This is a genomic window from Burkholderia sp. AU39826 (assembly GCF_020419965.1).
In the GTDB taxonomy this organism is placed as follows: domain Bacteria; phylum Pseudomonadota; class Gammaproteobacteria; order Burkholderiales; family Burkholderiaceae; genus Burkholderia; species Burkholderia semiarida.
Genome location: NZ_JAIZQG010000013.1, coordinates 1 through 25941, shown reverse-complemented (window position 1 = coordinate 25941; position 25941 = coordinate 1). Strand labels below are relative to the sequence as shown.

General features: G+C 68.7%; 26 protein-coding genes and 1 pseudogene. 7 read left to right on the top strand and 20 right to left on the bottom strand.

The window, feature by feature from the left end; all coding sequences use genetic code 11:
• The first annotated feature begins 30 nt into the window (after nt 1-30).
• On the top strand, nt 31-1908 hold the full coding sequence (gene ggt / locus LGM42_RS21105; protein ID WP_226233098.1) for a gamma-glutamyltransferase: 1878 nt from the start codon (nt 31-33) through the stop codon (nt 1906-1908).
• A gap of 49 nt (nt 1909-1957) precedes the next feature.
• Here the strand turns inward: ggt and LGM42_RS21100 are convergent, their stop codons facing one another.
• The 6 genes from LGM42_RS21100 to LGM42_RS21075 all read right to left on the bottom strand — a co-directional run bounded on the left by LGM42_RS21100 (nt 1958) and on the right by LGM42_RS21075 (nt 7179).
• Nucleotides 1958-2926 (bottom strand): ABC transporter permease subunit, encoded by a 969-nt coding sequence (locus LGM42_RS21100; protein WP_060312449.1) that lies wholly within the window; start codon nt 2924-2926, stop codon nt 1958-1960.
• The gene (locus tag LGM42_RS21095) at nt 2926-3723 is read right to left on the bottom strand and encodes a taurine ABC transporter ATP-binding protein (RefSeq protein WP_226233097.1); all 798 of its coding nucleotides are present in this window, start codon (nt 3721-3723) and stop codon (nt 2926-2928) included. The genes LGM42_RS21100 and LGM42_RS21095 overlap by 1 nt, the downstream gene beginning before the upstream one ends.
• A gap of 40 nt (nt 3724-3763) precedes the next feature.
• Nucleotides 3764-4780 carry a taurine ABC transporter substrate-binding protein gene (gene tauA, locus LGM42_RS21090; protein WP_060966603.1) on the bottom strand — a complete coding sequence of 339 codons (1017 nt, stop codon included), beginning with the start codon at nt 4778-4780 and terminating at the stop codon, nt 3764-3766.
• Between the two features lie 257 nt (nt 4781-5037).
• Nucleotides 5038-6030: a lipoyl synthase gene (gene lipA / locus LGM42_RS21085; protein ID WP_059576014.1), complete on the bottom strand. Its 993-nt coding sequence runs from the start codon at nt 6028-6030 to the stop codon at nt 5038-5040.
• Nucleotides 6023-6769, bottom strand: coding sequence for a lipoyl(octanoyl) transferase LipB (gene lipB / locus LGM42_RS21080; RefSeq protein ID WP_226233096.1), 747 nt, complete (start codon nt 6767-6769; stop codon nt 6023-6025). Before lipB ends, lipA begins: the two co-directional genes overlap by 8 nt.
• 83 nt (nt 6770-6852) lie before the next feature.
• Nucleotides 6853-7179, bottom strand: a complete 327-nt coding sequence (locus tag LGM42_RS21075) for a DUF2917 domain-containing protein (RefSeq protein WP_059642796.1) — start codon at nt 7177-7179, stop codon at nt 6853-6855.
• A gap of 102 nt (nt 7180-7281) precedes the next feature.
• Here LGM42_RS21075 and LGM42_RS21070 point away from each other — a divergent pair, with 102 nt between their 5' ends.
• Nucleotides 7282-8271: a transcriptional regulator GcvA gene (locus tag LGM42_RS21070; RefSeq protein WP_059576008.1), complete on the top strand. Its 990-nt coding sequence runs from the start codon at nt 7282-7284 to the stop codon at nt 8269-8271.
• Between the two features lie 22 nt (nt 8272-8293).
• Here LGM42_RS21070 and LGM42_RS21065 read toward each other — a convergent pair whose 3' ends face one another.
• The 10 genes from LGM42_RS21065 to LGM42_RS21020 all read right to left on the bottom strand — a co-directional run bounded on the left by LGM42_RS21065 (nt 8294) and on the right by LGM42_RS21020 (nt 17343).
• Nucleotides 8294-8602: a YbeD family protein gene (locus LGM42_RS21065; protein ID WP_011546305.1), complete on the bottom strand. Its 309-nt coding sequence runs from the start codon at nt 8600-8602 to the stop codon at nt 8294-8296.
• Complete coding sequence (locus LGM42_RS21060) at nt 8602-9528, bottom strand: D-amino acid aminotransferase (protein WP_226233095.1); 927 nt, start codon at nt 9526-9528, stop codon at nt 8602-8604. Before LGM42_RS21060 ends, LGM42_RS21065 begins: the two co-directional genes overlap by 1 nt.
• Nucleotides 9529-9576: 48 nt before the next feature.
• On the bottom strand, nt 9577-10887 hold the full coding sequence (locus tag LGM42_RS21055; RefSeq protein ID WP_099316857.1) for a D-alanyl-D-alanine carboxypeptidase family protein: 1311 nt from the start codon (nt 10885-10887) through the stop codon (nt 9577-9579).
• A gap of 508 nt (nt 10888-11395) precedes the next feature.
• A complete protein-coding gene (locus LGM42_RS21050; RefSeq protein WP_104011865.1) occupies nt 11396-12040 on the bottom strand; it encodes an alpha/beta hydrolase in 645 nt (214 codons plus the stop codon).
• Nucleotides 12041-12053: 13 nt separating this feature from the next.
• Nucleotides 12054-12371: a (2Fe-2S) ferredoxin domain-containing protein gene (locus tag LGM42_RS21045; RefSeq protein ID WP_050018157.1), complete on the bottom strand. Its 318-nt coding sequence runs from the start codon at nt 12369-12371 to the stop codon at nt 12054-12056.
• Between the two features lie 144 nt (nt 12372-12515).
• On the bottom strand, nt 12516-13667 hold the full coding sequence (locus LGM42_RS21040; protein ID WP_060312439.1) for a VanZ family protein: 1152 nt from the start codon (nt 13665-13667) through the stop codon (nt 12516-12518).
• A 31-nt stretch (nt 13668-13698) separates the two neighbouring features.
• Nucleotides 13699-14322: an ABC-type transport auxiliary lipoprotein family protein gene (locus LGM42_RS21035; protein WP_059575998.1), complete on the bottom strand. Its 624-nt coding sequence runs from the start codon at nt 14320-14322 to the stop codon at nt 13699-13701.
• 38 nt (nt 14323-14360) lie between these two features.
• Nucleotides 14361-15290: an MlaD family protein gene (locus LGM42_RS21030; RefSeq protein ID WP_059575996.1), complete on the bottom strand. Its 930-nt coding sequence runs from the start codon at nt 15288-15290 to the stop codon at nt 14361-14363.
• Nucleotides 15291-15307: 17 nt separating this feature from the next.
• Nucleotides 15308-16222 carry an ABC transporter ATP-binding protein gene (locus LGM42_RS21025; RefSeq protein WP_060312434.1) on the bottom strand — a complete coding sequence of 305 codons (915 nt, stop codon included), beginning with the start codon at nt 16220-16222 and terminating at the stop codon, nt 15308-15310.
• Nucleotides 16219-17343 carry an MlaE family ABC transporter permease gene (locus LGM42_RS21020; protein WP_059575991.1) on the bottom strand — a complete coding sequence of 375 codons (1125 nt, stop codon included), beginning with the start codon at nt 17341-17343 and terminating at the stop codon, nt 16219-16221. Before LGM42_RS21020 ends, LGM42_RS21025 begins: the two co-directional genes overlap by 4 nt.
• Nucleotides 17344-17678: 335 nt before the next feature.
• On the opposite strand from LGM42_RS21020, the gene LGM42_RS21015 reads away from it, so the two are divergent.
• Nucleotides 17679-19748, top strand: a complete 2070-nt coding sequence (locus tag LGM42_RS21015) for a bifunctional 2',3'-cyclic-nucleotide 2'-phosphodiesterase/3'-nucleotidase (protein WP_226233094.1) — start codon at nt 17679-17681, stop codon at nt 19746-19748.
• An 8-nt stretch (nt 19749-19756) separates the two neighbouring features.
• Entirely contained in the window at nt 19757-20602 is an 846-nt protein-coding gene (locus LGM42_RS21010; protein WP_226233093.1) for a tetratricopeptide repeat protein, read from the top strand.
• Nucleotides 20603-20967: 365 nt separating this feature from the next.
• Here LGM42_RS21010 and LGM42_RS21005 read toward each other — a convergent pair whose 3' ends face one another.
• Nucleotides 20968-21555, bottom strand: coding sequence for a type VI secretion system amidase effector protein Tae4 (locus LGM42_RS21005; RefSeq protein ID WP_081059261.1), 588 nt, complete (start codon nt 21553-21555; stop codon nt 20968-20970).
• On the bottom strand, nt 21531-21863 hold the full coding sequence (locus tag LGM42_RS21000; RefSeq protein WP_226233092.1) for a hypothetical protein: 333 nt from the start codon (nt 21861-21863) through the stop codon (nt 21531-21533). Before LGM42_RS21000 ends, LGM42_RS21005 begins: the two co-directional genes overlap by 25 nt.
• Nucleotides 21864-22605: 742 nt before the next feature.
• Here LGM42_RS21000 and LGM42_RS20995 point away from each other — a divergent pair.
• From LGM42_RS20995 to LGM42_RS20985, 3 genes are all read left to right on the top strand, one after another.
• Entirely contained in the window at nt 22606-23526 is a 921-nt protein-coding gene (locus LGM42_RS20995; RefSeq protein WP_226233091.1) for a biotin--[acetyl-CoA-carboxylase] ligase, read from the top strand.
• Nucleotides 23523-24323, top strand: a complete 801-nt coding sequence (locus LGM42_RS20990; protein WP_060312426.1) for a type III pantothenate kinase — start codon at nt 23523-23525, stop codon at nt 24321-24323. Before LGM42_RS20995 ends, LGM42_RS20990 begins: the two co-directional genes overlap by 4 nt.
• A 201-nt stretch (nt 24324-24524) precedes the next feature.
• Entirely contained in the window at nt 24525-24767 is a 243-nt protein-coding gene (locus LGM42_RS20985; RefSeq protein ID WP_059575981.1) for a hypothetical protein, read from the top strand.
• Between the two features lie 16 nt (nt 24768-24783).
• Here the strand turns inward: LGM42_RS20985 and rfaE2 are convergent, their stop codons facing one another.
• Both rfaE2 and LGM42_RS20975 read right to left on the bottom strand, forming a co-directional pair.
• Nucleotides 24784-25269 carry a D-glycero-beta-D-manno-heptose 1-phosphate adenylyltransferase gene (gene rfaE2, locus LGM42_RS20980; protein WP_060312424.1) on the bottom strand — a complete coding sequence of 162 codons (486 nt, stop codon included), beginning with the start codon at nt 25267-25269 and terminating at the stop codon, nt 24784-24786.
• 160 nt (nt 25270-25429) lie between these two features.
• Nucleotides 25430-25941: pseudogene (locus LGM42_RS20975) on the bottom strand (ferritin-like domain-containing protein); the annotation flags it as partial.

Here is a 25941-nt window from a genome sequence, read left to right as displayed (position 1 = left end):
TCGTTCGAATTCACTGCCGCCGAGGGTTCAATGTTCGACCGGATTCGTCCGCATTCGCGTCCCTGGACGCTCGCTGCCGCCGTCGCGCTCGTCACGTTCGGCGCCGGCTGCACGTCCCCGTCCGCGCCGTCGTCGAGCGCGGTGGTGCCCGTCGCCGCCGCATCGGGCGCGGCCGTGCCGCTGCCCGGCTTCCACGCGCCCGAGCTGTCGTCCGGCTGGACCGACAAGCCGGGCTGGACCTCGCAGCACTTCATGATCGCGGCCGCGAACCCGCTCGCGACGCAGGCCGGCTACGACATGCTGAAGGCGGGCGGCACCGCGATCGACGCGGCGATCGCGACGCAGATGGTGCTCGCGCTCGTCGAGCCACAATCGTCGGGCATCGGCGGCGGCGCGTTCATGCTGTACTTCGACGGCAAGGCGACGCAGGCGTACGACGGCCGCGAAACCGCGCCGGCCGCCGCGACCGAGCGCCTCTTCTACGGGCCGACCGGCCAGCCGATGAGTTTCTACGAAGGCGTCGTCGGCGGACGCTCGGTCGGCACGCCGGGCGTGCTGCGCATGCTCGACGCCGCGCACCGCGCGCACGGCAAGCTGCCGTGGCGGCGGCTGTTCCAGCCGGCCATCCGGCTCGCCGAGCGCGGCTTCACGATCAGCCCGCGCCTGGCGATGCTGATCGCGAACGACAGGTACCTGAAGAACGATCCGGCGGCCCGCGCCTATTTCTACAACGCCGACGGCACGCCGAAGGCCGCCGGCACGGTGCTGAAGAACCCGGCGCTCGCGACCGTGCTGCGCCAGGTCGCCGACCGCGGCGCGAACGCGTTCTACAACGGCGCGATCGCGCGCGACATCGTCGCGAAGGTGCGCAAGCACCCGACCAACCCCGGGCTGCTGTCGCTGCAGGATCTCGCACGCTACCAGGCGAAGGTGCGTGCGCCGCTGTGCGCCGACTACCGGCGCTCGGTCGTGTGCGGAATGCCGCCGCCGTCGTCGGGCGGCCTCGCGATCGCGCAGATGCTCGGCATGCTCGAGGCGATGCCCGACTGGCAGCAGATCGGCGCGCAGAAGCCGGTGCGAAACGAAGTCGGCTACGAGCCGACGCCGTTCGCCGCGCATCTGTTCAGCGAGGCCGGGCGCCTCGCGTATGCGGACCGCGCGCGCTACGTCGCCGATCCCGATTTCGTGCCGCTGCCGGGCGGCAACTGGGCGAGCCTCACCGACAAGGCCTATCTCGCGCAGCGTGCGCGACTGATCGGCGACACCAGCATGGGCGTCGCGCAGGCCGGCACGCCGCAGGGCGCGACGCTCGCGCTGGCCGACGACCGCAGCCCCGAATTGCCGTCGACGTCCGACATCGCGATCGTCGACCGCTACGGCCAGGCGCTGTCGATGACGACCAGCATCGAGGATGCGTTCGGCTCGCGGCTGATGGTGCGCGGCTTCATGCTGAACAACCAGTTGACCGATTTCTCGTTCGTGTCGAGCGAGAACGGCCGGCCGGTCGCCAATCGCGTGCAGCCCGGCAAGCGGCCGCGCTCGGCGATGTCGCCGGAACTCGTGTTCGACAAGAAGACGAAGCAGGTGACGATGATCGTCGGCTCGGCCGGCGGCCCCGCGATCATCAATCACGTCGCGAAGACGCTGGTCGGCGTGCTCGACTGGGGCATGACGATGCAGCAGGCGATCGCGCTGCCGAACTTCGGGTCGATGAACGGGCCAACGCAGCTCGAACGCGGCCGCGTATCGGACGCGCTCGCCGACGGGCTGAAGGGCCGCGGGCACGACGTGCGGGTCGTCGAGATGAACTCGGGGCTGCAGGGCATCCAGCGGCTGAACGTGCAGGGGCAGACGGTGTGGTTCGGCGGGGCCGATCCGCGGCGCGAAGGGGTCGCGATGGGGGATTGAGTGCGACAGGCAGCGGCGACGCGCGTGCGCCGCCGCTGCCTGCATGACGTCAACCCCTTCCCTTCCACGGCACCACGCGCCGCTCGACCCAGCGCATCGCGAGATCGAACAGCCACGCGATCGCGCCGATGATCAGGATGCCCATCACGACGATGTCGGTGCGCAGGAAGCTCGATGCGTTGAGCACCATCTGCCCGAGCCCGGCCGTTGCGGCGACCATCTCGGCCGCGACGAGCGTCGTCCAGCCGAACCCGATCGCGATCCGCAGCCCGGTGAGGATCTCCGGCAGCGCGGCGGGCAGCACCACGTGGCGCACGATCTGCGCGAAGCTGCCGCCGAGCGAATACGCGGCGTTGATCTGCTCGACCGTCGCCGCGCGCACGCCGGCGCGCGCGGCCATCGCGATCGGCGCGAAGCACGCGAGGAAGATCACGACGAGTTTCGCCGTCTCGTCGATGCCGAACCAGATCACGACGAGCGGCAGATAGGCGAGCGGCGGCAGCGGCCGATAGAACTCCAGCAGCGGATCGAGCACGCCGCGCGCGATGCGGCTCACGCCCATCAGGATGCCGGCCGGCACGCCGATCGCGGTCGCGAGCACGAACGCGCCGAACACGCGCGCGGCACTCCACAACAGATGGTCGGACAGCGGCAGGCCGCCCTGGATACGGCCGTGCCACGCGTCGACGAACGCAGTCCACACCGCTTCGGGCGCGGGCAGGAACAGCGGCGGCAGCCACTGCAGATGCGTCGCGACCCACCACAGCACGGCCAGCGCCGCGATCGTCGCCGTGCTGAGCGCGGCCGTTTTCCCTTGCCCGGGCAACCGGTAGCGGTGCGATGGGCGTGCGGGACGCGCCGCGTGGCGCCGCTGCGCCGCGCGCGCATCCCGTTCTTCGAAATCGGCGGGCGCGCGATCGGCCGCCCAGGAATCCTGCGTGCTCATGTCGTCCTGCCTGTGCAAAGTGCTGTTCCGGCCGCGCCCGACGGCCACGCCGTGTCGCGCGAGCTCGCTCATCACGCGGGCTCCGCGACTGCGTCGTCGCGATGCAGATACGCGATCAGCCGCTCGCGCCAGCCGATGAATTCCGGCGACGACTTCACCGCGCGCGCATCGCGCGATTCGACGTAACGCCGAGCGAACGGCAGCGCGAAGGTTTCTGCGATGCGGCCGGGGCCTGGCGTCATCACGACGAGACGCGTCGCGAGGAACAACGCCTCCTCCACGTCGTGCGTGATGAAGAACACCGTCTTGCCGGTGCGCGCCCACACGTCGAGCACGAGCGCCTGCATCGTGCCGCGCGTCATCGCGTCGAGCGCGCCCATCGGCTCGTCCATCAGCAGCACGCGCGGGTCGCTCGCGAGCGCACGCGCGATGCCGACGCGCTGCTGCATCCCGCCCGACAGCTCGTACACGCGCGCATGCGCATGACGCTCGAGGCCGACGAGCGCGAGCATCTCGCGCGCCCGCGCTTCGCGCCCGGCCTTCGGCACGCGCGCGAAGCGCAGCCCGAGCGCGACGTTGTCGAGCACGTCGAGCCACGGCAGCAGCGCGTATTTCTGGAACACGACGCCGCGATCGGCGCCGGGGCCCGTGACCGGCACGCCGTCGACGCGCACGTCGCCCGTCGTCGGCGCGACGAAGCCGGCCATGCAGTTGAGCAGCGTCGTCTTTCCGCACCCGGATGCACCGAGCGCGACGACGAATTCACCGGCATCGATGCGCAGGTCGACGCGCGCGAGCGCCTGCGTCGTCGGCCTGCCGCGCTCGCCCGGGTAGGCGACCGATACCTGACGGACTTCCAGCGTGCTCATGATCGAAGGGCTCCGCGACGAGTGGGCTGAACCGCCGCGCTCAGCGCGCGGCCTTCTGCACGAACTGCGGATCGACGCCGACCGAATAGTCGGCGAGCACCGTCTGGATCGTGCCTTGCGATTTGAGGAACGTGGCCGTGGCCGCGAGCGACTTCGCGGCGCCCGATTGCGCGCCGCCGCCGAGCCACGTCGGCGAAGCCTGCTCGGCCGCCGTCGGGAACGCGTAGAGCGCGAGGCTGGCCGGCACGTCCTGCGCGTTCGCGCCGGACACCTTCGCGACCGCCGCGACCTGTGGCGAGCCGACCTTCCACGCCGCCGCATGCGCGCGGTAGTCGGCGTCCGCCGCCGCGAGCACCTTCACGAAACGCGTGACGAACTCGGGGTTCTCGCGCGCGAACTTGCGGCTCACGACGAAGCCGTCGAAGGTCGCCTTGCCACTTTCTTTCGCCACCTGGCCGGACGTCGTCAGCACGGTGCCCGACTGCTTGACCTTCGCGAGCACCGGATCCCAGATATAGGTCGCGTCGATGTCGCCGCGCGTCCATGCGGCCGCGACTTCGGGCGGACGCAGATTGACGATCTTCACGTCGTTCGGATTGACGCCCGCGGCCTGCAGCGCGACGAGCGTGTGGAAATGCGACGTCGACACGAACGGCACGCCGATCTTCTTGCCCTTCAGCGCCGCGATGCTCGTGACGCCCGAGCCGTTGCGCGCGACGAGCGCCTCGGCGTCGTTGATGTTGTCGAGCACCCAGAACAGCGAGATGTCGAGCCCCTGCGACAGGCCGGCCGCGATCGGGCTCGACCCGGCTTCCCCGAGCTGCACGGAGCCCGACGCGAGCGCGCGGATCACGTCGGCGCCGCTGTCGAGCTTGCGGAACGTGACCTTGTAGCCGGTCGCCTTTTCGACTTCACCGCTCGCCTGCGCGTAGCGCCACGGCACGACCATGTCCTGGTACGCGATCACGACCTCGCGCGATTCGGCGTGCGCCGCGCCGAGCGCGGCAAAGGCGGTCAGCGCGACGACGGCGCGGCGGACGAAGCTGAAACGGGACATGCGGCTCTCCTTCGGAATACGGGCATTGCTGCGGGAGAGCCGACTTTACGGGCTTTGCGCGCGGCGGGAGCGAACTTATCCTGCGAAGCTATCGATGCCGTTTCAGCTTTGCTTTTCATGCTCGACCGGATTGCGCGTCCGGTCGGGTAACGATTGCCGTGCGCAGGCACGGATAACCGCCGCGCCAACGAAAAAGCCCGCATCGCTGCGGGCTTTGTGAATTGCGGGACTTCTGCCGATGGACGCGAGCGCGGCGCTCAGACCACCCCCGCCCCATGCGCCTGCAGATCGGCGTGATAACTCGAGCGCACCATCGCGCCGACGGCCGCGTGCGTGAAGCCCATCTTGTACGCCTCTTCCTCGTACATCTTGAACGTATCGGGATGCACGTAAGCCCGCACCGGCAGGTGGTGCTCGGACGGCTGCAGGTACTGGCCGATCGTCAGCATGTCGACGTCGTGCGCGCGCAGGTCGCGCATCACCTGCAGGATTTCCTCTTCGGTCTCGCCGAGGCCGACCATCAGGCCCGACTTCGTCGCGACGTCCGGATGCAGCGCCTTGAAGTCCTTCAGCAGCTTCAGCGAGTGCGCGTAGTCAGAACCCGGGCGCGCTTCCTTGTACAGGCGCGGCACCGTTTCGAGGTTGTGGTTCATCACGTCGGGCGGCGCGGCGTTCAGGATCGAGATCGCGCGGTCGAGACGGCCGCGGAAGTCCGGCGTCAGGATCTCGATGCGCGTGTCGGGCGACTGCTCGCGCACTTCGCGGATGCATTCGACGAAGTGGGCGGCGCCGCCGTCGCGCAGGTCGTCGCGGTCGACGCTCGTGATCACCACGTACTTGAGCTTCAACGCGGCGATCGTGCGCGCGAGGTTCTTCGGTTCGTCCGCGTCGAGCGGATCGGGACGGCCGTGGCCGACGTCGCAGAACGGGCAGCGGCGCGTGCACTTGTCGCCCATGATCATGAACGTCGCGGTGCCCTTGCCGAAGCATTCGCCGATGTTCGGGCAGCTCGCTTCCTCGCACACGGTGTGCAGGTTGTGCTCGCGCAGGATCGTCTTGATCTCGTTGAAGCGCGAGCTGCCGGTGGCCGCCTTCACGCGGATCCACTCGGGCTTCTTCAGCTTCTCGATCGGAATGACCTTGATCGGAATGCGCGCCGTCTTCGCCTGCGCCTTCTGCTTGGCGGTCGGATCGTAGGCCGGGGTCGCGGCCGAATCGGCCGGTGCGGGAGAAGCGGTAACGTCAGTCATTCGATTGTTCCAGTGCGTGCGGCTTGTCGGCGGCCGCGGGTGCGCCGTCGAGGTTGGCGATCAGACGGCTCACCAGCGTGTGGGCGACGTCGTTCCAGTCGGCGGCAACCTCGAGGCTCGCCATGTCGACGGTTTCCAGTCCGGCATAGCCGCACGGATTGATCGCAAGAAACGGGCGCAGATCCATCTTCACGTTCAGGCTCAGCCCGTGATAGCTGCAGCCGTTGCGGATCTTCAGGCCGAGCGCGGCGATTTTCGCGCCCTCGTGCACGCCGGATGCCACGTAGATCCCCGGCGCGCCCGCCTTGCGGACCGAAGCGAGATTATACGCCGCGAGGGTTTCGATCACGGCCTCCTCGATCTTCGTCACGAGCGTGCGCACCATCAGCTTGCGCCGGCGCAGGTCCAGCAGCAGGTAGACGACGATCTGGCCGGGGCCGTGGTAGGTGATTTGCCCGCCGCGGTCGACCTTCACGAGCGGCACGCCGCTGTCGGCCACCAGCAGGTGCGCGGGGTCGCCGGCCTGGCCGAGCGTGTAGACGGGCGGATGCTCGACCACCCAGATCTCGTCGCCGGTGTCGGCCGTGCGCGTGTCGGTGAACGCGCGCATCGCGTCGAAGCTCGCTTCGTACGCCTCGCGGCCCCGCCACCGCACGGTGACTGGCTGATCCGGGGCTCCGGCGGGCGATGCGGAAACGGCGACAGGCGTGGACACGATGGAAACCGGCGAAACGGACATGGGCGGTAGTTTACCGAAAACCCTTGGGTCTCGCCGGCCTGGGCAGGGGACGGATCGCCGGTATCCGTCGGATGAAACGAGGGTCAGACGGTGCGCCAGCCGTCGTGGAACAGCGCGCTCACGCGTTCGCGCAGCCGGGTCAGCCCGCCGAGCGCGACCTCCCGCGGCGGCCGCGACACCGAGAACGCGACACACGCGCCCTCGCGGCCTTCCGCGCTGAGCCACAGCCGTTCGCCGCGGCGCAGCTTCAGCGTCTCGCCGTCGGCTAGGAAGTAGTCGTCGACGTCGTTGCTGCGCGTCGCCCAGACCGGCCCGCACTGGACGGTCAGCCGCGTGCTGCGTTGCACCTTCATCGGCACGGTTTCGCCCGGGGGAATTTCGAACGTGATGCTTGAAGAGATTTCTTGCATGATCGACTCCGCCAATAAGTGCTTCGATGGCTACAATCGTAGTCATTCAAAGGCGTCCGACCAAACGACCAATTTTCACGACGATGTGAGGAAAATTAGCAAATGGACCTCCGCCAGCTCCCGGCGCTGAACGCGATTCGCGCGTTCGAGGCCGCCGCCCGCCACGAGAACTTCTCGCGCGCCGCCGACGAGCTGTTCGTCACGCACGGCGCGGTCAGCCACCAGGTGCGCGCGCTCGAGGAGGAGCTCGGCGTGCAGCTCTTCACCCGCAACGGCAAGCGGCTGTGCCTGACCGACGCCGGCATGCGCTACGCGCAGCAGGTCCGCACCGCGCTGATGGTGATCGCCGACGCGACGCGCGACGTGCGCGCGAGCGACCGCGACCGGCGGCTGGTGGTGTCGATGCTGTCGTCGTTCGCCGCGCGCTTCATCACGCCGCGCATCGGCACGTTCATCGAACGGCATCCGGAAATCGACGTCGAGCTGCAGTCGACCAACTCGCTCACCGATTTCGCGCGCGACGACGTCGATCTCGCGATCCGCTTCGGCTTCGGCAGCTATCCGGGGCTCCACGTGGAGCCGCTGTTCGAGGAGGTGTTCTTTCCGGCGTGCGCGCCGACGCTGAACGGCGGCAAGCTGCCGCAGACGCCCGCCGATCTCGTGCACTACCCGCTGCTGCGCTCGGACGACGAACTGTGGCGGCCGTGGTTCGACGCGGCCGGGCTCGATACGTTGACCGAGCCGAAACGCGGGATCCTGTACCAGGATTCGTCGAACCTGCTGCTGGCCGCGATCGAGGGCCAGGGCATCGCGCTGGTGCGCCGCTCGCTCGCGGTGCACGACCTGCTCGACGGGCGCATCGTGCGCCTGTTCGACATCGACGGGCCGAGCCCGTGGCACTATTTTTTCGTGTGTCCGCCGCCGCTGCTGAACACGCCGCGCGTGCAGGCGTTCCGGACCTGGCTGTTCGAGGAAGTGGCCGAATTCAAGCGGCTGTGCGACGAGCTGGACGCGCGGCGCGCGGCGGGGAAATGCCCCGCCGAGTGCGCGCTGGAGGGAGGATGGAAAGGGATCAGCGGCCGTTTGCGCTGATCCCGGACGCCGGAACGGACGCTTAAAGGACGACCTTAACCATCGGATGGCCGGTCAGCGCGCGGTAGATGTTGTCGAGCTGTTCCTGGCTCGTCGCGCGCACGGTGATCGTGAGGCCCGTGTAATTGCCGCCGCTCGATGCGCGCTCCTCGATCTTCTCCACGTCGATCTCGTTGTCGTGAACGGCGACGACCTTGAAGATCGTGTCCTTGAACTCGGGGTGCGCCTTGCCCATGATCTTGATCGGGAAATCGCACGGAAACTCCAGCAGCGACTCCTTCCGGGTCTCGATCGCGCCGGTCACCTCGACGGTTTTGGTCGGTTCGCTCATCACTTTCTCCGGGTTAGGTCAAACTGTTCAAACTCGCGTGCCTTCGCACGCTGGTACGCGTCGTACAACGCCGCGAACACGGGCCCCGGCTTGCCGCCCTGCACGGGCAGATCGTCGAGCGACGTGACAGGCAGGATTTCCTTCGTGGCCGACGTGATCATGATTTCGTCCGCCGAGCGCAGTTCGACCTCGCTGATCTCGCGCGCGACGAACCGGATCCCGCATTCCTCGGCCAACTGCTCGACGAGCGCGTAGCGGATCCCTTCGAGGATCCTGTTGCTGCGCGGCGGCGCGAACAGTTCGCCGTTCTTCACGATCCACACGTTCGACGACGACCCTTCGGTCACGTTGTCGTCGCGCAGCTGGATCGTCTCGAACGCATCGCGTTCGGCCGCATGCTGCGCCATCAATACGTTGCCGAGCAGCGAGATCGACTTGATGTCGCAATGCAGCCAGCGGCGATCCTCGGCCGTCACGCAGCGCACGCCGTTCGCGCGCTCCGCTTCCGACGGCAGCCGCAGCGGGCTCGTCATCGCGAACACCGTCGGCACCGCGTTCGCCGGGAACGCGTGGCCGCGCTTCGCGACGCCACGCGTCACCTGCAGGTAGACGAGCGCGTTGCCGTCGCCGAGGCCTTCGGCGTTCGCCGCGACCAGCCGCTCGATCAGCGCGCGCCAGCCCGCCGCGTCGTGCGGGTTGTCGATGCCGATCTTCTTCAGGCTGCGCGCGAGCCGCTCCAGATGCTGCTCGATCCGGAACGGCACGTGCGCGCCGTCGTGCGCATAAACGGGGACGACTTCATACACGCCGTCGCCGAAGATGAATCCGCGGTCGAGCACCGGCACACGGGCTTCCGACAGCGGCACCAGTTCCTCCTGCGACGAGACGCTGAGGTAGACGATCGGTTCGAATTCGGCTTGGCTCATGGCTATGTCAGATGGGGATGAAGTCGTGAAAACAAAGGCCCGTCGCGCTTACTTCTTCTTGCTGAACATCAGCAGGATCGAGTCCCAGATACGACCGAAGATACCCGCTTCCGGCACGGCCTGCAGCGCGACGACCGGGAATTCGGACAGCGTCTTGCCGTCGGCGACGATCTTCACGGTGCCGACCTGCTGGCCTTGCGCGAGCGGCGCGATCAGCGGCGCGTTGACGTCCACTTCGGTCTTGACCTTGTCGCCGAGGCCGCGCGGCACGGTCGCCCACTGGTCGCTCTTCACGCCGACCTGCACGGTGTTGTCCTTGCCCTTGTAGATGCGCGGCGTCGAGATCGCCTGGCCACCCTTGAACAGGCGCACCGAATCGAACGCGCTGTAGCCGTAGTTCAGCATCTTCATGCTGTCCTGCGTGCGATCGCTTTCCTTCTGCTCGCCCATCATCACCGACACGAGGCGGCGCTGGCCGTCGACGCCCGGAATCGCGCGCTTGGCCGATGCGATCAGGCAGTAGCCAGCCGCCTGCGTGTGGCCCGTCTTCAGGCCGTCGACCGTCGGGTCGAGCCACAGCAGCCGGTTGCGGTTGCCCTGGCGGATGTTGTTGTACTTGAATTCCTTCTCCGAGAAGATGCCGTAGTACTGCGGAAAATCGCGGATCAGGTGGGCGGACAGCTTCGCGAGGTCGCCGGCCGTCGTGTAGTGGTTCGGGTCGGGCATGCCGTTCACGTCGGCGAAGTGCGTGCCCTTCATGCCGAGGCGCTGCGCCTCGTCGTTCATCAGCGTGACGAACTGCCCTTCGCTGCCGCCGACGAGTTCGGCCAGCGCGATCGCGGCATCGTTGCCCGACTGGATGATCATCCCGTACACGAGGTCGTGCACGGACACCGGCTTGTTCGCCTCGATGAACATGCGCGACTCGTCGCGGCCGACGCGGCGCACGGCCTCGCTCGGTGTGACGATCTGCTCCATCGAGATCTTCTTCTTGTCGAGCGCCTCGAACACGAGGTACGCCGTCATCAGCTTCGTCAGCGACGCCGGCTCGACGCGTTCGTCCGCGTTGCCCGATGCGAGCACCGTGTTGCTCGTCGCGTCGACGAGCACCCACGAGCGCGCGTTCACGCCCGGCGGCGGCACCGCGCCCGGCATGTAGGTCGCGGGCGCGCCGGTGAACTGCTCGGCGGCCGGCGCCGCATGCGCGGCCTTGGCCTTGGCGGCCGGCTTCGCCTCGGCGACGACGATCGTCGAGGCGAGCGCGACGGGCAGCATCACGCCGAGCGCGACGTTGCGCGCGGCGGTGCCGAAGGCGATGGAGGAAGCGAGGGACTTGAGGCCTTGGGAAGACAGACGCATGATCGATTCAGGCTGATGGCAGAAAGTGCGGTGCGAAACGCGCAGGGTTGAACGGCAAGGCGGCGGGCGTGTCGGGCGCTCGCCCGACACCGTCGGGCGACGCGAAACGCGCCGGTTGGACTCGTGCGGGCGCGTTCGGTTCGCGGCCGTCGCGAGCGGGCGGACAGGCGGCGAAACGAGCGCCGCATGGGCCCAGCCGGGCCGCGGGCAACGCGGAAGCGGCCATTATACGTGGCCGCGAACGGCGTTTTCGCGAACCGGGCGGCAGGCGCCCGCCTATCGGCTGCGAGAGCATGACACGGGAATGCAGCGGGCAGGCATGCGCGAAGCCGCGCGAAAGGCGGGCGCAGGCGGCGTGCCACTCGCGTTGCGCGGCCCCCGAGCCGGCACCGCGCCGCGCAGTGTGGCGCGATGTCGCGCGAGGTTGCGCGCGGCAAGGAGTGCGCACCGACCGGATGCGCCGGTACGTGATACGGGCACCGGGCTCAGGCCGGCGCCCGCATGCGGGCTAGCGCCACGCGTCGACGATGATGCGCTTCAGCACGTGCAGCTTGCGATGAAGGAAATGCTCGGCGCCGGGAATCACGACGACCGGCAGCTCCTGCGGCCTCGCCCAGTCGTACACCGACGCGATCGGCACCGTGTCGTCGGTCTCGCCGTGGATCACGAGCGTGTTCTCCGGCACGTCGGCCACCTGCCAGCGGCTCGCGGCCGTGCCGACGAACACCATCCGCTCGATCGTCTCGCCCGCGTCGCGCAGTCGCTTCGCGACGTGCGACAGCACGAAGGTGCCGAACGAGAAACCCGCGAGCACGAGCGGCAGATCCGCATACGCGGGCTGCGCGCGCATGTGCGCGAGCACCGCGAGCAGGTCGTCGGCCTCGCCCGTGCCGTTGTCGTGCACGCCTTCGGTCGCGCCGACGCCGCGGAAGTTCGACCGGTAGACGACGTAATTCAGTTGCACGAGCGTGCGCGCCAGTGTTTGCGCGACCTTGTTGTCCATCGTGCCGCCGAACAGCGGATGCGGATGCGCGACGAGCGCGATGCCGCGCGGCGCGTCGCCGCCCTCGCGCACGGCGTCGGGCAGGTCGACCGCGATTTCGATCTGGCCGACCGGGCCCGCGATCAGCGATTTCTGCGTATGAACGTTCATTGCGCCGGCCCGCTCAGATCTTCAGGCGGTCGACGACGTTGCCGTCGCGCAGGTGCGACTCGACGATCTCGTCGATGTCGGCCTGGTCGACGTACGTGTACCACGTGCCTTCCGGATACACGACCATCACCGGCCCTTCCTCGCAGCGGTCGAGGCAGCCGGCCTTGTTGATGCGGACCTTGCCGGGCCCCGCGAGACCGAGCTCCTTCACGCGCTTTTTCGCGTATTCCTGCATGGTCTGCGCATTGCATTGCGCGCAGCTCGGACGCTCGGCGCCCGGATCGCGCTGGTTCAGGCAGAAGAAGACGTGGTGCTGGTAGTAGGAATCCATGGTGATGACGAGCGGCCCGGCGCGAGGCCGTGCGCAAAGAGGGGCGATGAATTGCCGTTGCGCGACGCGGCAACGGAGGATGCGGACGATTATAGCGACCGGCGCACGCGGCTGCCCGCGGCGCGGCCGCCGCCGGCTGCCGCGTCAGCGGCGCAGCGCGGCCGGCAGCCACGCGTGCTCGACGCGCTGGCCGAGCCAGATCAGCGCCGCGTAGGGCCAGATCCACGCGAGCCAGCGCGCGAGGCTGTTGAAGTGCACGTAGCGGCCCTGCCGCCAGCCCGACAGCGTGAAGTCGAAGAACGGGTTGACCGGCAGCAGGTTCACGAGCGCGACGCCGGCCAAGAGCGCGAGCGCCGCGAGCATCGCGCGCCACGTTGCCGGCACGCGCAAGGCGACGAGCGCCGCCGCGAAACCGAGCTCGATGCCGAGCCGCGCGCCGGGCGTCGCCCACACGACGACGAGGCCGGTAGCCGACTGCATGAACGTCGCGGCCGCCTTCAGCACGAGCGTGGCGACCACCAGCGCGATTAGCAGCCGGATGCGCGGCGCGCGCGGGCGCATCGCGAGCGACGCGATCGCCAGCGCCGCGAACAGCATCAGCCCGCCGAGCACGGCTTCCCACGCGGAATCGGACAGCCAGCCGTCGACCCGCTCGGGCCATTCGCTGACGTGCCACGCGGCCGGCAGCCACGCGAGCAGCGCGTCCTGCATCGACGCGTCGGCGCGCTCCCACAGCGCGGCCGGCCAGTCGCCGATGCCGAACAGGAACGGCGACGGAAACACGATCGCGAACGGCCACAGCGCGGCGAGCAGCAGCGGCGTCGAACCGTCGGCCTCGAGCCACGCGAAGCGCAGCCGGCGCAGCACGCCGCGGTCGAGCAGCGCGCCGGTGGCAGGCGCGGCGAGCGCCGCGCCCAGCAGCGCGCCGAGCGCGTTGGCGCCGAGATCGAGATTCGATGCGACGCGCGTCGGCAGGTAGGTCTGCAGCGCTTCCATCGCGCCCGACAGCAGCACGCCGAGCGCGCCCGCGATCAGCGTCGCGGCCACGCCGCGCCAGCGCGGGTGCAGCGCCAGCACGCCGAGCGCGCCGAACGGCAGATAGCCGAGCACGTTCGTGACCACGTCGAACGCCGTCACGTACCGCTGCATCGGCGCGAGCAGGTAATCGAACGGACCGATGCCGAGCGACACCCAGCCATCGAACGGATACAGCGACGCATAGACGATCAGCGCCGCGTAAGCGGCAAACGCCTGCCGCGCGAGCGGCGACGCGCGATGCGTGCCCGGTACGTTCATCGCGGATGCAATCGCGGCTGCGCGTCGGGCGTCACGGCGTGCCCGCGTACGCCTGCACGCCGACCCACGCGGCGATCTGCGACACGAGTTCGTCGCTGGCCGCGGCGAGCGCACGCGCGCCGCCGGCCGCGTCGGGTGTGCTCGACGGCGCGCGCGCGACGAACGTGCGCTGGCCGAGCACCTTGCCGTCGAGCGTGAGCGTCGCGCGCGCGGTCACCGCGCCGTGGCTTTGCGACTGCCCGTCGAAGACCTGCTCGAATTCGCTCAGGTCCACCTTGAGGGTCGGCGCGCGCACGCCGTCGACGCCTTCGAGCACCGTGCCGCGCGACGACAGCGCGCCGCGCAGGCGCTGCGTGAGCAGTTGCGCGGGCGGCGCGGTCCAGCGGCTGTCGCGATAGACGGCCACGTGCTGCGCATCGGCATAGGCGAGGCGGTACGCGAACTTGTCGGAATCGAGCGCGTCGGGCGCGGCGACGTCGAGCACCTTCAGCGCGGGGCCCGAACCGGTGGTCGCCACCGACGACGCAGGCCCCAGGTCGTAGCGGATGTTCGACAGCACCGCGCTGTTGCCGGCGCAGCCGGCCGCCGCCGCGAGCGTCAGTACGGCAAGCGCGGCCGCTGCCGGGCGCAGCGCGCGGTCAAGGATTCGTGGCATGGCGTATTCCTGCGTAAGGTTTCCGGTTTCGATGGGCGTCAGTGCCCGGCCGTCGCACCCGGCCAGACGAAGCCCGCTTCGCCCGGCCCGGGCGCCGCGCCGGGCGATCCGAACAACAGACTGCGCGGGTTGCGGCCGAGTTCACCGGCGACGTCCTTCAATTGCCGCGACGCGTCGCCGACGCTGTCGGCCAGCGCATTGAAGCGCGGCAGCGTGTCGTACTGCACGCGCGCGTTGAGGCCGTTCAGCGCGACGCCGACCTGCTCGGCGGCCGTGCCGGCCTTGTTCAGGTTCGACACGAGCGGCCCGTTCGGCTGCAGCAGCGTGTTCGCCGACGCCATCGCGCGGTTCACCTCGTGCATCGTCTCCGGCAGCGCGGTGACGGCCGGGCCGAGCTGCTTCGTCAGCGTCGCGGCGCCGTCGGCCGCGTGCTGCAGGCTTTCGGCGGTCGCACGCAGCTGCTCGCGCATCTCGGGCGACATCAGCGCGTTCGCGCTCTTCGCGGCCAGTTCGAGCTGCCGCAGCAGCACGTCGCCGCGTTCCTGGATCTGGTCGAACAGGCTCGGCCGCATCGGGATCTGCGCGATCGCCTTCGGCGACGACGGCAGCGGCGACAGATCGCGCCCCGTATCCTCTAACTGCACGAACGCGATGCCGGTCACGCCCTGGAAGCCGAGGCTGCCGTAGGTCGACTGCGTGATCGGCGCGTCGTGATCGACGAGGATGCGGATCCGGATCTGGCCCGGATGCGTGCGGTCGAAGCCGATCGACTGCACCTTGCCGACGTCGAGGCCGCGAAAGCGCACGGCCGCGTCCGGAAAGAGCCCCGTCACGTTCGTGCGCGCGAGCAGGTCGTACGGCACGCGCACGGTGCGGTCGACGTTGAACCAGAACACGGTGCCCGCGATCGCGAGCGTCAGCGCGATCGTGAACAGGCCGGCCCAGAACGCATGTGATTTGTTTTCCATTCGCGGGTTCCTTGCTTCTACAGCTCGACGCTCGACAGCGCCGGTTCGAGGGCCGCCTTCGGCAGCTTCGCGCGCCGCTCGGGCGGCAGCGCCTGCAATGCGCGGCGCCCGCGCAGCCCCAGGAAATATTCGTGGATGAACGGATGATCGACGTTCGCGGCCTCCTCGACGGGTGCCGCGACCAGCACCTTGCGGTCGGCCAGCACCGCGACGCGCGTCGACAGCGCGACCATCGTGTCGAGGTCGTGCGTCACCATCACGACGGTCAGCCCGAGCGTGCGGTGCAGCGTCGCGATCAGCTCGACGAATTCGTCCGACGCCTGCGGATCGAGGCCGGCCGTCGGCTCGTCGAGAAACAGCAGCTCGGGCTCCAGCGCGATCGCGCGCGCGATGCCGACGCGCTTCACCATCCCGCCCGACAGCGCGGCCGGCATCTTCGACGCGTGCTTGCACGGCAGCCCGACCATCTCGAGCTTCAGCATCACGATGTCGTGCAGCAGATCCGGCGGCACGCGGCCGAGCTCGCGCAGCGGCTGCGCGACGTTGTCGAACACCGTCATCGACGAGAACAGCGCGCCCTGCTGGAACAGCATCCCCGAGCGCGTGCGCATCATCCGCGCGCTTGCGTCGTCGATCGTCGCCGTATCCTCGCCGAACACCTTGATCGTGCCCGACGTCGGCCGTTCGAGGCCGAGGATCTGCCGCACGAGCGTCGTCTTGCCGGAGCCCGAGCCGCCGACGATCGACACGATCTCGCCGCGCCGCACGTCGAAGTCGAGCTTCTGGTGAATGATGTTGCGCCCGTAGCGCTTGGTCAGGTTGCGCACCTCGATCACGAGATCGCCGGCATCGCCGGCGGCGCCCGGCCGGGGGCCGACCGACCCGGCGCCGATGGCCGCGGCATGCGCGGTCGTTTCGTTCGATGCGTTCATCCGAGCCCCACGTTCTGGAACAGGATCGCGAACACCGCGTCGGCGAGGATCACGACCGTGATCGACGACACGACCGACGTGGTCGTGCCTTCGCCGAGGCTCTGCGAGTTCGCCTTGATCCGGAAGCCGAAATGGCACGCGACCAGCGCGATCAGCATGCCGAACACGACGCCCTTGCCGACGCCGATGTACAGGTTCGCGATCGGCACCACGCCCGGCAGCGAACGCACGAAATAGTTGATGTCGATGCCGAGCACGATCTTCGCGGCAAGCGCGCCGCCCGTCAGCGCGATGATGTTGGTCCACATCACGAGCAGCGGCATCGCGACGCCGAGCGCGAGCACGCGCGGCAGGATCAGCCGCAGCCCGTGCGGGATGCCCATCACGCGCATCGCGTCGAGCTCTTCCGTCACGCGCATCACGCCGATCTGCGCGGTGATCGCGGAGCCCGAGCGGCCCGCGACGAGGATCGCCGACAGCACGGGGCCGAGCTCGCGGATCACCGACAGCCCGAGAATGTTCACGATGTAGCGGTTCGCACCGAACATCTGCAGCTGCTGCGCGGACAGGTAGCTGAGCACGATGCCGATCAGGAACGCGACGAGCGCGGTGATCGGCAGCGCCTGCGCGCCGGCGCTGTAGATGTTCGCCGAGGTTTCCTTCCACGGCATCGTCTTCGGGCGGCGCAGCACCGACAGCGCGTCGAGGATCACGAGGCCGAACATCGCGATGCCGCCCTGCAGGTGTTCGCCGAACGCGAAGATCGCCTGGCCGAGCCGCGTGACGGGATCGACGCGCACCACGCGCTCGGGCGCCTCGCGCGCGCTGTCGAGCCGCTCGATGCGCTCGAAGATCGTGCGCTGCGTGGCGCTCAGCGCGACGCCCGCCGGCAGCTTGCGGCCCCACACGCGCCACAGCGCCTGGCCGCCGACGTGGTCCAGCCGCTCGATGCCGGACAGATCCCATTCGATGACGCGCCCGGCGGCGATGCTCGCGATGCGGCGCGCCACGGCGCCGCGGTTGCGCGCGAGCGAGAGCGCGGTCCACTGGCCGGTCAGGCGCACCGTCTGGCCCTGGCCGCCGGCGTCGACCGACAGGCCGGGAGGGGTCTCGAAGTCCAAGGGCAGGTTGTTTGCAAAAGGATGACAGCGGCCATTGTAGCGAACCGCCCGGCGCCGCGACGTGAGGATGTGGGCGGGGCACCGGGCTCGGGGCGCGGCCGGGGCGCCGGGCCGGAGCCGGGCCGGCTGGGCCGTGCCCCGACGCCGCCGAGCGTCGCGGGGCCTGTTCATGCCGATAACGGGCCTGGGCCCGTGGCCGGTATCGCGACCTTTCATTGTTCCGTCACGTTTCCTTTCGATACTCTCACGCGCCGCACGTCAGGCCGTCGGCGCGCCGCGCCGCCATTCGTGCGTACCTCGCGTTTGATAAAACAGAACACCGAACAGGACATCCGATGCGTCTCCCCCCGCTTTCTCGCCGCCACGTACCGGCCGCCGCCGCGCTCGCCAGCCTCGCCTTCGTCCTCGCCGGCTGCGGCGGCGACGACGTCACCGCCACGCCGCCGTCGCAGGCCGAGGCCCAGGCGCCCGTCGGCACGACGGCCACGCTTGCGCTGCTCGAGACGACCGACCTGCACACCAACGTGCTGTCGTACGACTATTTCAAACTCGCCGCCGACAATTCGCTCGGCTTCGAGCGCGTGGCGACGCTGATCGCGCAGGCGCGCAAGCAGTACCCGAACACGCTGCTGCTCGACAATGGCGACACGATCCAGGGCACCGCGCTGTCGGACTACCAGGCGCTCGTGAAGCCGGTCGGCTGCGACCAGACGCTCGCGATCTACAAGGTGATGAACGCCGCGAAATTCGACGGCGGCGGGATCGGCAACCACGAGTTCAACTACGGGCTGCCGTACCTGTCGCAGGTGACCGGCAACACGTTCGAGATCGACGGCCTGCCGGCGCCGGCCCAGCAGAAGAAGTGCGCGGGCCCGAATTTCCCGCAGGTGCTCGCGAACGTGATCAGCGCGAAGACCAACGCGCCGCTGTTCGCGCCGTACACGATCCTGACGCGCACGGTGACGGCCACGACGCCGGACGGCAAGACGGTCAGCGCGCCCGTGAAGATCGGCATCATCGGCTTCACGCCGCCCGCGATCATGAACTGGGACAAGCGCTGGCTCGACGGCAAGGTCTACACGACCGGGCTGAAGGAAGCGGCCGAGAAGTACATTCCGGAAATGCGCGCGAAGGGCGCCGATCTCGTCGTCGCGATCTCGCACGGCGGCCTCGACAATTCCGCGTACTCGCCGACGATGGAAAACGGCAGCTGGTGGCTGTCCAAGGTGCCCGGCATCGACGCGATGCTGATCGGCCACTCGCACCAGGTGTTCCCGGACGCGAACAGCACCGTGTCGCAGTTCAACCTGCCGGGCGTCGACAAGGTCAAGGGCACCGTCAACGGGGTGCCGACCGTGATGGCCAACTACTGGGGCAAGCACCTCGGCGTGATCAAGCTCGGCCTGCGGTTCGACGGCAAGACGTGGGCCGTCGACCAGTCGCAGACGACCGTCGAGGCGCGGCCGATCCAGAACGCCGACAAGAGCTACGTCGCGGCCGACCCGTCGGTTTCCGCCGCGATCGCGGCCGAGCACCAGGCGACGATCGACTACGTGAAGACGCCGATCGGCTCGACCGACTACCGGATGAACACGTACTTCGCGGACGTCGGCGATCCGGGCGCGATCCAGATCGTCAACGAGGCGCAGGCCGACTACGTGAAGACGTACGTGCAGGCGAACCTGCCGCAGTACGCGTCGCTGCCGGTGCTGTCGGTCAGCGCGCCGTTCAAGAGCGGCTTCGGCGGCGGCACCGACTACACCGACGTCGCGCCGGGCGCGCTCGCGATCAACAACGCGGCCGACCTGTACCTGTATCCGAACACCGTGTACGCGGTGAAGGTGAGCGGCGCCGACGTGAAGAACTGGCTCGAGACGGCCGCGAAGCGCTTCAACCGGATCGACCCGACGCAGGCGACCGTGCAGCCGCTCGTCAGCACCTTCCCCGGCTACAACTTCGACATGTTCACGTCGGCCGATCTCGCGTATGAAATCGACGTCACGCAGCCGGTCGGCAGCCGGATCAGGAACCTGACGTACAAGGGCGCGGCGATCGATCCGAACGCGCAGTTCATCGTCGCGACCAACAACTACCGCGCGAGCGGCGGCGGCAACTTCCCCGGCCTCGACGGCAGCAAGACGATCTTCGCGTCGCCCGACGCGAACCGCGACGTGCTGATCGCGTTCATCAAGAAGCGCGGCGCGATCACGCGCGCGGCCGACGGCGCGCAGCGCAGCTGGCGCTTCACGAAGCTCGCGAGCTCGGTCGCGCACGTGCGGTTCGCGTCCGCGCCGAACCGCCTCGGCGACGCGGCGGCGGCCGGCCTGACCGGCATCACGCAGGTCGCGGCCGACGACGGCTCGGGCAAGAACCTCGCGACCTACGAAATCGACCTCACGCAATGAGACACGCGATGCAACCGATCCGGACGATGCGGCCCGCCGAAACCGGCCTCGCTGCCGCCGCGCGGCGCGTGCTGCGCGCGAAACTCCCGCCGGCCGCGCTGCTCGCGGCGGCGGCCGCGACCGTCGCGGCCATCGTCGCGGCCGCCGGCCTGCGCGGCGCCGGCCCCGCGCCGAGCGCCGCGCAGCTCGACGAATGGCAGGCGATGGTCACGCAGGCGGCCGAGCCGCATGCGCTGGCCCAATTGCGCACGCTCGCGCGCCGCGGCTCGGGCGCCGCGCAGGCGGCGCTCGGCATCGCGCTCGTCGATGCGCACGAACCGGGACTGCGCGACGAGGGGCGCGGCTGGCTGGAAACGGCGGCGGCGGCCGACGGCCGGGCCGACGCGCCGGCTGCGCGGCGCGCGCGGCTCGCGCTCGGCAAGGCATTGCTGCTCGGCAGCGGCGACTTCCCGAAAGACTATGCACGCGCCCGCGCGCTGCTCGGCGCGGCGGCCGAACAGGGCGACCCGGCCGCCGCGTATTACCTCGGGCTGATCTACCGCAGCGGCTACGGCATCGCGGCCGACCCGGCGCAGGCCGCGCACTGGTTCGACGTCGCGTCGCGCGCGGACATTCCGGCTGCCGACTTCATGCTCGCGAACGCGTACCGCGACGGCAGCGGCGTGCCGCGCGACGACGCGCGCGCACTCGCGCTGTATCGCCGGGCCGCCGAGCACGAGCTACCGGAAGCCGTGCAGGCGCTCGCGATGGCCTATCGCAACGGCGAACTCGGGCTTCGGCCCGACGCGGACGAATTCCACGCGCAGTGGATCGAGACCGCGCATGCGCTGAAGCATCCGGTCGTCGCGCCGTGACGCGATAGTCCTTCGGCTCGCGCTTGCCGTGGCGCGAGTCATCCGCATGATCTAACGCCCCGCTCATCGATCGCCGTCACGCGGAATCGGTTGCGGGGCCCGGGCGAGCGCACCTCAATCCCCTTCCCGCATTTTTCCTTCCCGGTTTCTCCCCCAGACGCAACCACACCAGCCGCCGATTACCGAGACCACAGCCACGGATACCAACCAACCGAAAAAAAACAGGTGGGCGACTCTCGGGTGCGTATCGAACAGACTGCCCCTTCCGTGAAGAATCAAAACGCCGAACAAATACAACCCACCCCAACAAACGAGTGTGGTCACGGCCGAGCCGGCAATTGCACCGATGGTAAATCCCAATAGTTTCATTTGATCGGAAAAAACAGGATTCTTTTCGAAACACGAAAATCGGACCAAAATCCAGGAATCACGATATTCCAGCGGATTCGAATTCCAGTACCGAATCCCGTGAGTTTTTCCCCATTCCATAGATCAATGTGCCCACCGCTTGCATTTGCATCTGCCTCGCCCTCGCGAGTCCAGTAGCCGTCAAACATGATGATGCCTGTTCGCCCTTCGACCCTATCCCTCCAATTGTTGCCGGTGACGTTTTCCGCCTTTCCCAGCCCTGCAAATGGTTGCAGCCTCAACCACTCGCCGAGCTCGTTGGCGCGCGTGGCAGTTGCTCGCCCGTTCAACAGGATACGCCCGATGCTCGACTGACCGCCAAGCGGCTTGACCAGTTTCGACGAAAATGACTTCATTTCTATGCCGACCCGGTGAAGCGCGACGCTCAACCGAATGGCGCATTGATTGGTATAAGCGGGATTCTTATAAGGATTGCCCGACGGATACGCGGCCCACAGTTCCTTGAATGTTACTGCCCTGAGTTGCACACCCTTGATCGAATCAGGCGTCGTGTTCGTTGTTACGGTTGTCGGTCTGTTTGGCATGGCGGCCAGTCCTCGTGGGCAAGCGCATCCTCACCCCAATATACCTGGTAACTTCCGGAGATCTCGGTATGAATGCGCGGCAACCGGCCGTTGGTATCGACGCGGCCCGCGATCGTCCGCCCATCGGCCATTTCTATCAAATACGGATAATTCTGAGATAGCGTAGTGCCGATGCAGGCGCGCACCTGTTCGTCATAGATGGGAGCAGTGCGAGATCGTGGTGCGGTATCTTCTCTTTCGTCGATCTCCGCCATTCGCAGTTTCTTCTCGGCGCCGGCTGCATCTCGTGACGTCAGAATCATCTTCATGCCACGCTCGGCATAGAAGACGGGGGGGCGGACTACATCCGCATACGTTGACATCGCCACTCAATGCCCACTGCCGACCATTGGGCCCCGTACCCGGCAAACGCGGACCTTCCGGCGCGATGAACCCTTCCTGTTTGCAAGCCGCGCAGTAGGTTTTCATGTAAAGCGTGGCGATCTGTACACGTGGGGGTGGACTGGAACACGTGACGAACTCCAGCCCTTCCGTAATCACGGCGTTACCGCCCCGGTCGCCTTTGGCAAGGAAATAGCGAATCATGCCGGCCAGCCACGGAACGTCCGGCCCGAACGCTTCTCGTCCGTAGCGGAATGAACCGCTGCCGACGCGATGACTGCCTTCTTGCCGTCCAGGACAAGCCGACCACTCTGCGCAGCAAGCCGGCAAATAACCATGAAAGAAAATGCTGGTGACGCTTGCCCGTTGCTCATCTGGATTCCTCGTCGTCAATGGCTGGAATCCAAAATGCCCAATCCGCACGAGGCAATCAATCAGACGTATTCGAAATCGCAATCAATTAATATGGGTCGACTATATGTTTTCAACACGAACAAGAGCCGGGCGACTTCACCTATCGTGACGATGCCCTTCCGCTTGAGAACGCGATACCTTCGCCTGGCGGCGACGCAATTCGAGCGGACCTGTCGCGACGATCCGGACAAGCGCCTCGACACACGCCTGCCCGCTTGCCAACTCCCACCGCCCCCTGTCGCTACAATAGGCGCCATGAACGCCCCCACCTCCTCCGACACGCCCGAATCCGGCGACGCGCACATCGCGCGCAACCGGCTCGAGGCACACCTGGACGCCGCGCCGCGCGCGTGGCCGCTCGACATCGTCGCCGCCACCGGCTCGACCAACGCCGACGTCGCGGCCCGGCTCAAGGCGCTGCCGCGCGGCGCGAACGCGTTGCCCGCGCCGCTCGTGCGCGTCGCGTTCGAGCAGACGGCCGGCCGCGGCCGGCAGGGCCGCCCGTGGTTCGCGCAGCCCGGCAATGCGCTGCTGTGCTCGGTCGGCTGCATCGTGCCGCGCGCCGTCGATGCGCTCGGCGGCCTCAGCATCGCGATCGGCGTCGCGCTCGCCGAAGGGCTGGCCACGCTGCCGCTCGACGCCCGCATGCGCGTCGCGCTCAAATGGCCGAACGACCTGCTGCTGACGGCCGCCGACGACGGCGCGCCGCGCATCGTCGGCAAGCTCGCCGGGATCCTGATCGAAACCGTCTGGACCACCGCCGACGCCACCGCCGTCGTGATCGGCTTCGGCATCAACGTGCGCGGCGCGCAAGCCGTGGCCGCGCAGGTCGACGCGCTGCGCGCGCGCGAAGCGACGCTCGCAAGCGGGCTCCCGCCCGCCGCGCTGTCGACCGCGTGCGCGTCGGCGAACCTCACCGATACGCTCGCCGCGTCGCTGAACGCGCTCACGCCCGCGCTCGCGCAATTCGGCGCCGACGGCCTCGCGCCGTTCCTGCCGCGCTGGCACGCGCTGCACGCATACGCGGGCCGCGAAGTCGTGCTGCTCGAACAGGGCGTCGAACGCGCACGCGGCATCGCGACGGGCATCGACGCGACCGGCCAGTTGCTGCTCGACACGCCGAACGGCGTACAAACGATCGCGGCCGGCGACGTGTCGCTGCGCGAAGCGCAATGAGCGAACCGTACCTGCTGATCGACGCCGGCAACAGCCGGATCAAATGGGCGCTCGCCGACGCGCGGCGCACGCTCGTCGACACGGGCGCGTTCGGCCACACGCGCGACGGCGGCGCCGATCCCGACTGGTCGCGCGTGCCGAGGCCGCGCGGCGCCTGGATCTCGAACGTCGCAGGCGCCGACGTGGCCGCACGGATCGACGCGCTGCTCGACGCACGCTGGCCGGGCCTGCAGCGCACGACGATCCGCTCGCGGCCCGCGCAATGCGGCGTGACGAACGGCTATACGACGCCCGAACAGCTCGGCAGCGACCGCTGGGCCGGCCTGATCGGCGCGCACGCGGCGTTTCCGGGCGAGCATCTGCTGATCGCGACGTTCGGCACCGCGACGACACTCGAGGCACTGCGCGCGGACGGCCGGTTCACCGGCGGGCTGATCGCGCCGGGCTGGGCGCTGATGATGCGCGCGCTCGGCACGCACACCGCGCAGTTGCCGACGCTGACCACCGATATCGCAAGCGGCCTGCTCGCGGGCGCGCAGGCCGAGCCGTTCCAGGTCGATACGCCGCGCTCGCTGTCGGCCGGCTGCCTGTACGCGCAGGCCGGCCTCATCGAACGCGCATGGCGCGATCTCGCCGATGCCTGGCAGGCGCCCGTGCGGCTCGTGCTGGCAGGCGGTGCGGCGGACGACGTCGCACGTGCATTGACGGTCGCGCATACGCGGCATGACGCGCTGATCCTGTCCGGGCTCGCGCTGATCGCAGCCGATGCGGGCGACCCGGCAACGGCGCCGGATTGACGTGCGCGTGCCGGCGCGCGGCGGCGCGGGCCGATGCAAGCCCAGGCGGGCCCGCGTCACGCCGACGATGCAATACGCGCGGTGCCGCGCCTGCGGCCCGCACGAACGGTCAGGTCAACGGAAGCCATGAAAAAAGCCGGCCCTTCGGCCGGCTCGACTGAACGACGTGAACCACGTCAATGACGACAAGGAGTTTCGACGATGCTGCGCTGGCTGATCGCTGTTCTCTTTCTCGCCAACATGCTCGCGTTCGTGGTGGCGCGCGGCGTGTTCGGGCCGCTGCCGGCGGCCGGACCGCGCGAACCCGGCGTGCTGTCGCGGCAGGTGCGGCCCGACGCATTGCGCGTGACACCGCTCATGCGCGCGACCGACCAGCCCGTGGTCGGCGGCCCGATCGCGGCGCCGGCCGTCACGACCGCGCCGCTCGCGGCATCGGCCCCGTGACGGCGCCGCGCCGCGCTCAGGACTGTTGCGCGCGCACCTTCTTCAGCAACGCGGTGGTCGAGCGGTCGTGCTCGAACGGAATCGCCAGCGCCCGGCCGCCCCAGCCGCGCACGAGCGCCGATTCCGGCAGCGCGTCCATGTCGTAATCGCCGCCCTTCACGAGGATGTCCGGACGGACGGCCTCGATCAGCGACACGGGCGTCTTTTCCCCGAACGTCACGACCCAGTCGACGCTTTCCAGCGCCGCGAGCAATGCCGCGCGATCCTCTTCGCGGTTGATCGGCCGGTCGTCGCCCTTGCCGAGCATGCGCACCGACGCATCGCTGTTCACGCCGACGATCAGGCACGCGCCGAGCGCTTTCGCATCGGCGAGATACGTGACGTGACCGCGATGCAGGATGTCGAACACGCCGTTGGTGAACACGACGGGCGACGGCAGCGCCGCACGCAGCGCGACGAGGGCGTCACGGGTGATCAACTTGCGTTCGAAGGTGGCGGACATGATGGCGACAGGACGGAATGAACCACGGCGCGCGCGACGGCAGCGCCAGATAAAAAGCCCGCCGGACCGGCCGGGCGGGCTTCACGCAACACACGCGACACCGGCCGCGAGCCGGGCGCGAATCGGGCACGACGCGCGCCGGCGCCGGCACCTGCCGGCCTCAGGCCGGCTGCGCGGCCGACGACGGGCCGCTTTCGGCCTGCAGGCGGCTGGTGACTTCCTTGCGGTAGCGGTTCAGCTCCTGCGCGGTGGCGAACGTGCGCTCGAACAGGATCGACAGGTTGTGCAGAATCCGCTCGACCACCTTCTTCTCCCACTCGCCGTCGAAACGGATCTGCTCGTCGAGCCAGCGCTCGAGCCATTCCGGATCCGGCAGGCGCGATTGCACGGTGTCGCGCGGGAACAGCGCCTGGTTCACGTGCAGGTTGGTCGGGTGCAGCGGCTTCTCGGTGCGGCGCGCCGACGCCATCAGCACGCCGATCTTCGCGAAGGCCGCACGCGCGACGTCGCCGCAGTTGTTCAGCGCCTTCTTCATGTAGCGCAGGTACGCGCCGCCATGACGCGCCTCGTCGCGCGAAATCGTTTCGTAGATCTGCTTGATGACGGGCTCCGTGTGCCAGTCGGCCGCGCAGCGGTACCAGTGGTTCAAGCGGATCTCGCCGCAGAAGTGCA